9 protein-coding genes are annotated in these 13,028 nt (G+C 37.5%); all 9 read left to right on the top strand.

Annotated elements, in window-relative coordinates:
* The first annotated feature begins 110 nt into the window (after positions 1-110).
* The 9 genes from E4635_RS15560 (at position 111) to E4635_RS15600 (ending at position 12,641) form a co-directional block, all read left to right on the top strand.
* On the top strand, positions 111-3,581 hold the full coding sequence (locus tag E4635_RS15560) for an RHS repeat protein (protein WP_135527631.1): 3,471 nt from the start codon (positions 111-113) through the stop codon (positions 3,579-3,581).
* A gap of 9 nt (positions 3,582-3,590) precedes the next feature.
* On the top strand, positions 3,591-7,115 hold the full coding sequence (locus E4635_RS15565) for a DUF6443 domain-containing protein (RefSeq protein WP_135527632.1): 3,525 nt from the start codon (positions 3,591-3,593) through the stop codon (positions 7,113-7,115).
* A 10-nt stretch (positions 7,116-7,125) separates the two neighbouring features.
* Positions 7,126-7,395 carry a hypothetical protein gene (locus tag E4635_RS15570; RefSeq protein ID WP_135527633.1) on the top strand — a complete coding sequence of 90 codons (270 nt, stop codon included), beginning with the start codon at positions 7,126-7,128 and terminating at the stop codon, positions 7,393-7,395.
* Between the two features lie 335 nt (positions 7,396-7,730).
* Positions 7,731-8,897 carry an RHS repeat-associated core domain-containing protein gene (locus E4635_RS15575; protein ID WP_135527634.1) on the top strand — a complete coding sequence of 389 codons (1,167 nt, stop codon included), beginning with the start codon at positions 7,731-7,733 and terminating at the stop codon, positions 8,895-8,897.
* Between the two features lie 10 nt (positions 8,898-8,907).
* The gene (locus E4635_RS15580) at positions 8,908-9,456 is read left to right on the top strand and encodes a hypothetical protein (RefSeq protein WP_135527635.1); all 549 of its coding nucleotides are present in this window, start codon (positions 8,908-8,910) and stop codon (positions 9,454-9,456) included.
* A gap of 321 nt (positions 9,457-9,777) precedes the next feature.
* Entirely contained in the window at positions 9,778-10,836 is a 1,059-nt protein-coding gene (locus E4635_RS15585) for a nucleotidyltransferase family protein (RefSeq protein WP_135527636.1), read from the top strand.
* Positions 10,833-11,768, top strand: a complete 936-nt coding sequence (gene cap12, locus E4635_RS15590) for a CBASS system CD-NTase-associated NAD(+) hydrolase Cap12 (RefSeq protein WP_135527637.1) — start codon at positions 10,833-10,835, stop codon at positions 11,766-11,768. The genes E4635_RS15585 and cap12 overlap by 4 nt, the downstream gene beginning before the upstream one ends.
* Before the next feature lie 27 nt (positions 11,769-11,795).
* Complete coding sequence (locus E4635_RS15595; RefSeq protein WP_135527638.1) at positions 11,796-12,053, top strand: hypothetical protein; 258 nt, start codon at positions 11,796-11,798, stop codon at positions 12,051-12,053.
* 60 nt (positions 12,054-12,113) lie between these two features.
* Positions 12,114-12,641 carry a hypothetical protein gene (locus E4635_RS15600; protein ID WP_135527639.1) on the top strand — a complete coding sequence of 176 codons (528 nt, stop codon included), beginning with the start codon at positions 12,114-12,116 and terminating at the stop codon, positions 12,639-12,641.
* Positions 12,642-13,028 lie beyond the last annotated feature (387 nt).

The raw sequence follows: 13,028 nt of genomic DNA on the forward strand, positions 1-13,028 counted from the left end.
CACCGTGCCTTTTGATTTGAGTAACTTGCCAAGCGGTGTGTATGTCATCAACATTAGCACCAACGTGGAGCAGAACGGGATTAAAGTGATTAAGAAATAAGATGAAAAAGATGAAAAAATATATTATTGCGTTATTATTGTTACAGGGAATGGTGGTTTTCGGGCAAAACCCGGAGATCAAGAACGAATTGCCAACGGTTATACCGCCATCTCCAACGGTAGCAGCCCTGATGAAATTTGAGGAAGTCCCTGTGAGTAATTATACGGGAGTGCCAAATGTGAGTATCCCCCTGTTTAGCACAACCGGGAATCACGGATTGGATTGCAGCGTTGCCTTGAATTACCACCCCTTAAGTATCAAAAAGGAGGAAGTAGCCGGTTTCGCAGGACTGGGCTGGAGCTTGATAGCTGGCGGGACGATTTCCAGGACTGTACGTGATATCCCTGATGATATGTATGACCTTGGAGGCCAGTTTTCTTCTAAAAAAATAGGCATTTATCATAATAATGACAGTTTTACACCCAACAGCAATAATTATTATAGCGTATTGCCTTTGCTGAATCCTAATTATTTAATTGATGATACCAATCCGGAAATCAATAAGTTTTTCTTTGAGGTAAATGAAAAGCAGAAGTTTGATGCCAAACATGATTTATACCAGTTTAATTTTATGGGTTATATCGGTAGGTTTATTATCGAAAAAAAGCAAAACGGCACTTATGAGGTGGTCAAGCTGGATAAAAATAACCTGATTATCAACTACGATGCTACCAATAAGACATTTGAAGTAAAAGATACCAGAGGATTCCGCTATGTGTTTGATGTAAAGGAATTAAGCGATAGTTCTTCTTTCAATTTTTCTACCACGATCAACAGTGCAACCTCTGAAAATTATACTGTCAACTACCAGTCTGTCATCAGTGCTTTCCATTTATCCAAAGTATATTATAATGAAGAGCTTGTACTTGAATTCCTTTTTAACAGCAATGAGCTAAAAGAAGCGCAGGTAATCCGTAACTGGACCTTCAATATGCCTTTGGAGCCCTCTCTGCAAGTATTGCTAGATGCAGCACATACCGAATCCAATCCCGAAACTATCACAAAAGGGGTTTTACCGTTAGAGGTGAATGTTAATAATACCATTACCACAAAAACAAAAAAGATAACGCAGATTAGAATTATCGGCAAAGCCATTATTGATTTTGAAATAGCGACCGTGGGCAGGATTGATACCAATTTACCTAATCCAGGTACAAGCCCTTATTTGAAGGGAATTACGATACGGGATTGGAAATCTGGTGTTGTAAAGGAATACCAATTTAATTATCTATTCAAACATAAATTGTTTTTGGATCAGATACAAGAGGGAACCGGCCAAAACCAGCTATTGAAATACAAACTGAATTACGAAGGCCTGGATCTGGACAATACTAGTTTTGCCACTGATTACTGGGGATACTCCAAATTGAATGAGTATGGTCCTGACTGTGTGAATTATGAAAATATGAACAGGGATGTAGATAAGGTATACTGCAAAAAAGATGTACTGAAACAGATTATTTATCCTACCAAAGGATCGGTGGTATTTCAATATGAACCTAATACCTATTCTTATGAAGGAGATGACGATTATATTGCAGAGGAAGATAATTTCGGGCAAAACCCGGACAATTACACCATTGGTTCGTATGAAACTTTTGGCTTAAACAACAATCCAAATGAAAGCACGGGTAGCCTTATACATGATTTAGGGGTATTTTCCACCGGTAAGACACTTATTTTCAATACTACTTTGTCAGGGACTGATGAGTATAACCTTGGCTTTTTATTTTTGAAAAAAATCAATGTGTCGACCAATGCCACACAGTTAATAGGGTTAAGCACTGGTGGCTGCCCTTTTGAAATTTACTTGGAAGGAGGATATCGTTATGCTGTTTCTTTCAGTTGGGCCACAAGCCCTCCACATACTATAGGTGCTGCTGTGGTTATTGATGAAAAAACAAGGAATTCCACGACAAATAAATGGCTGTATGGAGGAGGGATCCGGATCAAAAGCATTTATTATACTGATACCAAAGCGCAGGAATTGAACAACCAGGATTACCCAAACAGCTATTCCAAAAAAATAAGTTACGATTATAACTTTTTCAGCGACCTTTCCCGAAGCAGTGGTTCGTTGGTATTTCCAAAACCCAAAATGGTTTACGAAGCCAAAAGAAATTTTAATGTTATGGCAACATCCAGTACTTTTAGCCATGTATTCCAATATTCTGAGGTCATATATAAAATTTATTCCAAATCAAACAACTATTCGTTTATCTCAACACAGGGAGCAGATGTGGGTTATAAGAATGTAACTGTAACAGAAACCGGGAACGGGAAAACGGAATTTGAATATACCTCGCCTATTGATTACCCGGAATTCATGAGCTCACTGAGTGTTGCCTACCCATATGTGCCTTCTTCTAATATCGATTATAAGCGGGGCCTTTTGCTTAAAGAAAAAAAGTATGACAATAGCAGCAGGGTTTTGACAGAAAAGCAGAACCAGTATGCCTTTGTGGATGAAACCAAGATTACCGGTGTTACTACTTTTTACAAAGAGCTGGACTGTCCTTATGCAGGAATGTATGAAAACTATTCAGCCTATCATGATGGGGTTTTAGACCCGAATACCTATCCTTGTGGATATTACAATAATATGCCTGTCATTTGTGGCAGCCAATTGGCATGGAATGCAAGAAACTGTGGACAGGATGAGGCCAATTTTGTAAGCTACTATCTTAACAAGGAAGATTTTGGCTGGACAAAACTGACCAATACAACGTCTAAAGAGTATTTTTATCCGGGAGCAAGTACTTCTGTTGTGGAGAAAGCTTCTTCTTTTACCTATAATACGAGTAATCGGCAGATTTCCAGCGAAGTATCGACGGTTTCCAATGGAAATACTGTTGAGAGGAAATATTTTTACCCGCAGGATACGCAAATGGCAGCAGAGCCGTTCAAGACAGAATTGTTGGCCAATAATATGATTGAAACGCCTTTGTCTATAGAAGAATTCAGGGGATCAAACAAAATATCGACACAGAAGACCATTTACAAAAATTGGGGGGCAAACATGCTGGCTCCTGAAATTATCCAATCTGCTAAAGGCACCCAATCCTTGGAAAACCGCCTGAAGTACAATGCCTACGATGCCTATGGCAACCCGCTGGAAGTACAGCAGGAAGGCGGGATGAAAATTGCTTACATATGGGGTTATAACCAAAGCCAGCCTATCGCCAAGATCGAGAATGCAACGTATGCATCTGTGCAATCTTATGTGGCCAATTTGCAAGACCTTTCCAATAACGGAACAGAGGCCAACCTGATCACGGCCCTGAACAATTTGAGGACGGCCTTCCCTGCCGCGATGGTTACGACATATACGTACAAACCCCTTATCGGGATTAGCACCATGACCGATCCCCGAGGGTTGAAAACCACTTACGAATATGATGCCTTTAACCGTTTGTTCCAGGTGAAAGACCACAAAGGCAAAGTATTGAGCAAAAATGAATACAATTATCGTCCTAATTAATTTGAAGCCATGAAAAAGATACTGATATTATTGCTATTGCCTTTTGCGGCCCTGGCACAGACTACGACCCAGAATTACATCAAGACGACAACGTATAAAGATTCCACAGCTACTGCTTCGGTAGTGCAAATGACCTATTTTGACGGGTTGGGCCGCCCTATCCAGCAAATTGCCAACGGGCAATCGGCTACAGGAAAAGATATCGTGACCCATATGGAATACGATACCTATGGCAGGCAGCCTAAGGAATTTTTGCCTTATGCCAATACAGCGGCTTCGCTCAATTATAACCCGAGTGCCCTAACAGAAACCAATTCGTTTTACAATTCGGCTGCGTACGAGAACACCACAAACCCTTACAGCGAAAAAGTCTTTGAAGCCTCTCCGCTTAACCGTGTCCTGGAACAGGGAGCACCGGGTGAAGCCTGGGGCGTGGCCAATACGACCAAGCATACCATCCGGATGGATTACCAGGCCAATGCAACGGCCGATGCGGTGAAGCTCTTTACGGTAAGCGATTCCTGGAATGCTTCCAAAGGGACTTATGAGAACACACTGTCCCAAAACGGGAATTATGCCCAAGGGGAATTGTACAAAACCATCACCAAGGACGAGAATTGGACTTCCGGGAATAATAACACGATACAGGAATTTAAGGATAAGGAAGGCCGTGTGGTACTCAAACGTACCTTCAACCAAAGTACCGCCCACGACACTTATTATATTTATGACGCGTTTGGGAACCTGGCCTGCGTTTTGCCTCCATTGGCAGAAGGTGCCATTACCCAAACCATCCTGGACGGCTTGTGCTACCAGTACAAATACGATTCCCGTAACCGTTTGGCAGCCAAGAAACTCCCGGGCAAGCAATGGGAATATATGGTGTACGACCTGTTGGACAGGCCCGTAGCCACTGGCCCGGCCTTATCGCCTTTCGGGGATGGGACCATAGGGATGGCTATTACCGATTACGATGCCTTTGGGCGCGTTACCCAAACCGGCTGGAAAGTCATGACGGTAACCGAAAGTAACCGCAATACCTGGCAAGGGAACATCAATGCCGGGACCAATCCGTTTACTTTGGGAACCTATGATGTCCTAAGCAAGAATTACTATGACAATTACAGTTTCCCGGATGCGCCAAGCGTACCAGCCACGATAGAAGGGCAGAAGGTGTCCGCTACCGCGAAAGGACTGCCTACCGGAACCTGGCTCCGATTGGTGTATACACCGACTACTTTGTACGGAGCAACGTCTTCTACCTTGTACGACACCAAATACCGCCCCATCCGTACCCATGCCGAAACCCCAATGGTTGGCTATACCCGTACGGACAGCAAACTGGATTTTACAGGAAAGACGCTGTATACCAAAACATACCACAAAAGGACTTCGGCCGATCCGGAGATTATCATTACCGATAACTTTACCTATAGCGCACAGGACCGTTTGGTATTGCACACTCAGCAGATAGGGGCAGGAGCAGTACAACTGATTGCCAAGAATACTTATGACGAACTGGGACAGCTGACCAGCAAAAATGTAGGCGGTACCGATGCCACAGGAGCGTTGGGTTTACAGAAAGCAGACTACACTTACAACATAAGAGGCTGGCTCAAAAGTATCAATGACGTAACGAACCTGACGCAAGGGACTAACCCTGTAGATTTGTTTGCTTTTAAGGTGAACTACCAGGATAATGACAACCAGAGTTATGGGGTGTATGGCGTGCCGCATTTGTACAACGGGAATATCTCCGAAACGTTTTGGCGCACCAACAGCGACAACGTACAGCGCAAGTACGGTTACAATTACGATAACCTAAACCGCTTAACTAATGCCACTTACCAAAAGCCAGGAGCGGCTTCGCCAACGACCAATTCGTATAACGAAACATTGGCCTATGACAAAAACGGGAACATTACTGCCCTAACCAGAACCGGCGAATACGACGATGCGGATTATTCCCTGGAAGTGGACAATCTGGCATACACCTACCATGCCGATAACAAAAACCAATTGATGAAGGTGTTTGACAGCACCAACAATACCAACGGGTTTAAGGATGACAGTACCGGCACGAGCGATCCTGCCGATGATTACAGTTATGATGCCAACGGTAATATGACAGCCGATACCAACAAAGGGATTACCCAAATTGTGTACAACCATATGAATTTGCCTATAAAAATCGTGTTCAACAACAACAGCAGTACAAAAATTGAATACCTTTACAACGCAGCAGGTGTCAAATTGCAGAAAAATGTAACCCAAGGCAGTACGGTAACAGCCACCCAGTATTTTAACGGCTTTCAATACGTAGATGGGGTGTTACAGTTTTTCTCTCATGATGAAGGGTATGTAAACAACACGGTGGTAAACGGCAACAACGTATACAACTACGTGTTCAATTACACCGACCACCTGGGCAATGTGCGGTTGAGTTACGGTGTAGATCCTGCTACAGGCGTTCTTAAAGTATTGGAAGAGAATAACTATTATCCTTTTGGGCTGAAGCATAAGAATTACAACATGAGCCAGAAAACGTATATTAAAGACGGAGGAAAGGTTGTGTTGGAACCGTGCAGCGGTTGTGCGAAGACGTATCAGTATAAGTATAATGGAAAAGAGTTGCAAGACGAGCTGGGGCTTAACGTGTATGATTATGACAATAGAGCTTATGACCCAGCTACTGGTCGATTTATACAAATGGACCCTAAGGGAGAATTGGGACGTAGATGGTCTTCCTATAATTATTGTTTTGACAATCCTATCTATTTTCAGGACCCTGATGGAATGTGGCCATGGCCATCATGGAATAGTGTAAAAAGTTTTGTAAAAAGTTATGCTACTGGTTCTTGGAAGGCTGCTGGAAATATGGTTGTAGGTGTAGCAAGCAGTAATCCTGTTTCAGTTATGAGTAGAGGTGTTGGTGAAGCTAAAAAGATAGTCACAGCTTATAAAAGAGGAGGAGCTTCTGCCGCAGCTGAACAATATGTAAACTCTGTTTATGAAACTAGTGGAGCTAAAGGAATTGTTGAAAATGCAAAGGCAGCTGCTTCGGGGAATCCTGAAGCTATGGGGGGATTAGTAACGAATTTAGGAGCTATTGTTGTTGCTCATAAAGCAGGTACAAGTAAAGTAAGTGCCACTGCAGTTGCAGAAACTACCAGTGCAGAAACTACAACAACATTATATAGAGGAGTAAATACTACAAGTCCTGCTTTTGAAAATGCAACACAAGGGACAGCTGTCCCTCGGGGAGGTACAGCTACGGCTGCGGAACATAATGCAGGTAATACAAATAGTGAATTTACTTCATGGTCTACAAACCCAGAGGTGGCTAAGAATTTTGCTTTGAGAACAAGTGGTGAGGGGGTTATTATGGAAACGACCGTTCCGACCAGTAGCACAGTAGCCAGTCCAAGTGTGAAAAATGTTAATTTAATACAAGGGGGAGGAGTAGTCAATGAATCAGAAGTTTTATTAAAAGGCAATGTTTCAGGTGCAACAGTAACTCCAGTAAATCGATAAATTATTAAATATGATGGAATTTCCTATTTTAAAAGAAGAACAAGTTGTTGTAGTTATTGCTGATGGCGCAACAGGAATAATATTAAATTGCAACGGAGAAATTTATAGAAATGATTCAGATGATAATGTTTATTGGTCATTTGATAATATAGATTTAGCAAAAGATTTTATTGATATAAAATCAACTCAAGATGATAAAATTGAATTTATTATATACGATAAAAATCAAGTTGTCCTCGAATTTATAGAAGCAACTCATTGGAAAAATAATAATAAATAAAAGTGATGGTAATGTATCAAATGTGTTGGTAAAGCATTTTTAACCAAATGTGATATACAACATGTAAATGATAACATTTTTATAAAGCTTAATTGTAAAAATAATTAAAGCGAATTGAGAAATAAGATAGAAGAATCGTAACTATAATGGTTAGGATTTTTTTATGCCCTGGTGAAAACAAAAGCTAATTTTGAAAAGCAAAATCCTAGCCCTGATAGCAGTGGAAATCCTTTTTCTCTCGTTTTCAGACGAGGGAAAAAGATTGAAACGGATAGCAGGAAACAGCTCCTAAAACAAAAGAAAAAGAATACCTTTACAACGCAGCAGGTGTCAAATTGCAGAAAAATGTAACCCAAGGCAGTACGGTAACAGCCACCCAGTATTTTAACGGCTTTCAATACGTAGATGGGGTGTTACAGTTTTTCTCTCATGATGAAGGGTATGTAAACAACACGGTGGTAAACGGCAACAACGTATACAACTACGTGTTCAATTACACCGACCACCTGGGCAATGTGCGGTTGAGTTATGGTGTAGACCCTGCAACAGGCGTTCTTAAAATATTGGAAGAAAACAACTATTATCCTTTTGGGTTGAAGCACAAGAACTACAACATGAGCCAGAAAACGTATATTAAAACTGGAGGTGGTGTAGTGTTGGAGCCATGTATTTCATGTCCGAGAGGGTATCAGTATAAGTATAATGGTAAAGAGCTGCAGGACGAGTTGGGGCTGAATATGTACACGTATGGCTTTAGAGATTATGACCCAGCAATTGGTCGTTGGAACGTTATTGACCCATTAGCAGAGAAAAGCAGACGATGGTCACCATATAATTACTGTGTTGATAATCCAATTCGTTTTGTTGACCCTGATGGTAGGGAAATAAAAAAGATTGAAGGTGGAGTCAGCTATACTGGTAATGATGCAAAAATTGCCTTTATGGCCATCAGAGATGAAATTAATGAAACAGGAGGAGTTAAAGTTCATTTTGTTGAAGAAGCTAAAACACCTAATATCTATAAACATACTTTGGATTCTTTTAGAAAAGGCAAACCATCAATATTGCATTATGACAATGATAAAAAAGCAGCTGCACAAAGAAGATATCAGGCAACTAAAAATTATCCGTCAAGAGGAGCTGAAGGTTTACAGAGAGATGAATATCCGTATGCTTCAACTTTTGAAGGGGGGGCTGGAGCTAATGTAGCTTATGTACCAGCTTCAGAAAACAGCAGACAAGGACTATTGGAATTAGCTCCTTTATATAAAACAATGAAACAAGGAGAAGCATTTTTAGTTTTACCAGTACCTAAGGATAAAGAGCCTGATGCAGTTCCTGACCCAGTTCCAGTATCTAATCCGATACCAGTTCCAAATGTCTCTACTAGAGATGTTGGTGTAGGCGTTGGAGTTGCCACAGCAGCTTATATTACTTATAAAATAATAATGGCAGCTGCGACATGGGAATGTCTTGGTTGTGGGGCTTGGGCATTACCTTAAAAAATATACTATGAAAAAAATAATTATGATATCTCTATTAAGCATATTTTTATCTTGTTCTCCTAATAAAAAAAATATTATGCAAAAACATCAATTTAATTTTTATACTCAATACAATCAATTTTATTTGACTAGTGATAATGGGAGTTCTTTAACTCAAAATAACTCTTGGGATGAAAAAGATTATGTTGATAGACTAAGTTCTTTAAAAAATTTTATAGCTTATTTTTCGGAAAGTTATGGTGATATTAAAGGTGAATTAATTGTTTTGGAAAAACCAACTAAAGAAATAGATTATAATAAGTATGACCATATCGTTGAAACTGGAATATCTGTTGAATCGGGATTGTTGCAGGTTTTAGATTGTCCTAATAGTTCAGTTGAATTAGAAGTGAAACTAAAGCCAGGGAATTATAGGGTAAGAATTTATGGTTCTAATTTTGCCAGTGTAAAGGAAAATGATTTGGCTCATGATTCTGATAATGATTTTTATAAAATAGAAGTCTGGCCAGATGATAATATGGAACGTAAAGTCCTAAAACAGTATGTAAAAAAATAATTCCCAGATTCGTTTTGTGCTTCGTGAGGCACACCACCACAATCACCCACACCATAAATCAAGGATGAGCTTAACGGCTCGTCCTTTTTTGTTTAAACAAAACCTAAAAACGAAAGAGCAGTATAAATACGTATTGTGTGGTATAATGGAATTCATTTTCTTGTTACGGTTTTCCGTAAAGAAATAATGGATTTATTGATGTTATTTGTTATTGAAAACCAGAGACATCACCAAATTTAGTTAGATAAAAAATCACTGATTTCAGGGATTGTTTGGTCAGTGTTTTAGCAATACATTACTCACGAATTAATAAAATTAAGAATGGCAAAAAATTACAGACAATTAGCAGAAAGTATTAGAGGGCGTATCAATCCGGATAACTTCGCATTTAAACGGGAGTTTTCAGATGAACTTTCGACTATATCGTATAGTGATATATTAACTTACATTAGATTCTGTATGAAAGGAGTTGAACCTGAATACACCCAAAAAAGTAAAGATGCAGGTGAAAGGGTTAAGGAGCACCTTTCTAAAGAACTGAAAGATGTTAGTTTCAAGTATCAGGGCTCAGTTATGACGGACACCCATATCAAAGGACATAGCGATATAGATTTACTGACTATTTGCGAAAAATTCTATCAACCTGACAGATATAATATTAAATCGCTTTTGGAGAATCCAGAGCGCAGAGCTAAATATTATCAATCGACAATTGAGAAGTTGCAAAATGAAGTAAATGGTACAACCTATACTGGAAATTCCTTAGATGATTTAAGAAATCTTAGACTTGATAGTGAAAGAATACTTTCAAATGTCTATACAGTTTGTGACAATACAAAGCCTAAAGCAATTAAAATTAAAAACTTAAGCCTTAACCGTGAAGTGGATATTGTTATTGCAAATTGGTATGACGATATAGCCTCTGTAATAAACGATAAAGGGGATTTTCGTGGAGTTCAAATTTACAATAAAGAAACTCATTCGAGAGGCGATGCTGACTTCCCTTTTTTAAGTATCAAAAAAATCAATGAGCGAAGTTCGGAAACTAATGGCAGATTAAAAAAAATGATTCGTTTCTTAAAAAACAATAAGGCTAATTCAAGTTATGATATAGATTTAAGCAGCTTTGATATTAATGCAATTTGCTATGATATAAATGTTTCTGAATATCAGTATTTATCATTTTATGAATTAGTTCCTATTCTATACAATCAGCTAAAGGAAATATGTAATAACGAAACAAAAGCTGATAATTTAGTTTCGGTTGATGGTAGAGAGTATATTTTCAGATATAATAGTTCAAAAAAGGAAAATTTGAGAAAACTTCTAGCCGAAGTTGAGGGGATTTTGGTTGATTTAAAAGTAACTATTAGAGTATGATAAGAAAAAAAATCTTTATAGGTTCTTCATCAGAAGAAATTGGATTAGCGAATGCAGCAAAAGCGATTTTAGATAAAGACTTTGATGTTACCATTTGGAATGAAAGTGTTTGGGATAATTCTGTTTTTAAGATTAATAATAACTTTTTAAATGATTTATTAAGAGCTTCATTGCAGTTTGATTTTAGCTTATTAATTGGCACTACAGATGACCAAGTCGAATATAGAGGAAATACTGTAATGCAACCAAGAGATAATGTCCTCTTTGAATTAGGTCTTTTTATTGGACGATTAGGTTTGTCAAAATGCGCTTTTGTCATCGATAAAGAATTAAAAGTATTATCTGATATATCTGGAATTACATTAGCTAGGTTTAAAAAAGATGATGTGCCAAGTTTTGTCACGGCAATAAATCAAATAAGTGAACTTTTTAAAAATCAAATTGATGCAGATATTAATTTTTTTCCATCTTCAACACTAGCATCAGGTTATTTTGAAAATTTATTATCTCCAACATGTAAATATCTAATTCAAAATGGTGGGTTTGAGATTGATGGCACTAAATATATAGACTACGCAATTCAAGTGATTATTCCCAACAGGCTAAGTGCTGATGTTAATCTACAATTTGAGCAATTGAAAAAAGGATTTAGTACAAAAAATGTTTCTTTCAATTATGCTGGGAGACCTAGGCATATAAATTTAGAAACTGAAATAAAAGATGGAAAATTAATTTTTATAGACTTTCCTACAACACTTTCAGGAATTAACTATGCTATATCAAATTTGCTTCCAAATGATTTTAATACAATGAGTGCTGATTACGAAGCAATAATTAATCGAGAACTTGAAAGGTTCATTTATACTTTAAAACAGTTAGCACTAAGAAATGGATTTGATTCAATAATTGAAATTAAAAAACAAGATTCCTGATTTTTAACCATTTTATAAAATTAAATTATGACACCAGAAGAATTTGAAAATTACTTATTTCGGACGAGAGCAGAATTAAATTCATCATTTAAAGAAGCTAACGAAATTACTGATTTTGATGTTTATATCAAGCTTGTACTTGACCATCAAGAGAGAATTGCTAAAGTACTGTTTGATGAACTTTATAGTATAAATGTCGCTATTTCGAAATTTAGAGGAGATTTAATGAATGATAATAGAAAACGATTTACAATGATAATGGACAAATTATCTGAAAAACAATAAAACCTATCCAACTGATTTTTCTATTTAATTGATATTGAAAATAATAAATTAAAAATTACAATGGCATTATCGCAAGAAGACAATTTGTTAATACAAAGCTATTTTACTACTGCATTTCTATTTGAACTTAATAACAATGACTTCCTAAATAGTGAATTCTATAAAAGCCTTTCATTTGGAGATAATTATCTCAAAGAAAACCTTCCAACAGTTGGAATTGATAATCAAGGAACGTTATTAATGGGACTTTATACCATGTTAGTGCTTCCAAAAGAAATTTTGTCGCAGAAATATCCAACTGAATTTAATGGACTGAACAATGTTATTGATACTATCCAGTCAGCTTCAAAATCGGACTATAAATCTGATAGTTCTGGTATTGATTACATTAGACATATAAGAAATTCTGTAGCACATGCAAAAGTTGAGTTTGTGCCAACAATATCAGTAACATTTACAGACCAAAATAGCAAAGGAGAAATATGTACAATTACAATTCCGTTAGAAAAAGTTGGTGTTTTTTTAACTGCGTTGCAGAGTGTTTTCATGAAATATATTAAGGTATTGCAAACAAATTCTACGCTATGATTTATAAAAACCTAAGCTAAATTATATCACTATAGTAAAAACAAAAACCCCTGTCGGATCGACAGAGGTTTTCTGTTTTATTTAAAAATGTTTATTTTCCCGAATACACTATCAATATTGGTTTCAACCATGCATCCTGATTTGAAACCTCACATTCATAAACCAAAGGATTAAATTATTAAACAATAAAACCTATTACCGGCTACGCCGTAATAGGTTTTAATTTTAGTTAAATAAAAGGGATATATAATATGTAAATAATAACATTTTTATAAAGCTAAATTGTAAAAATAATAAAGCTAATTGAGAGAGAAGACAGAAGAATCCTAACTGTAATGGTTAGGATTTTTTTATGAAAGAAAACATGATTTTGAAAAGCAAAATCCC

It is taken from the genome of Flavobacterium humi (assembly GCF_004745595.1).
GTDB classification, from domain to species: Bacteria; Bacteroidota; Bacteroidia; order Flavobacteriales; family Flavobacteriaceae; genus Flavobacterium; species Flavobacterium humi.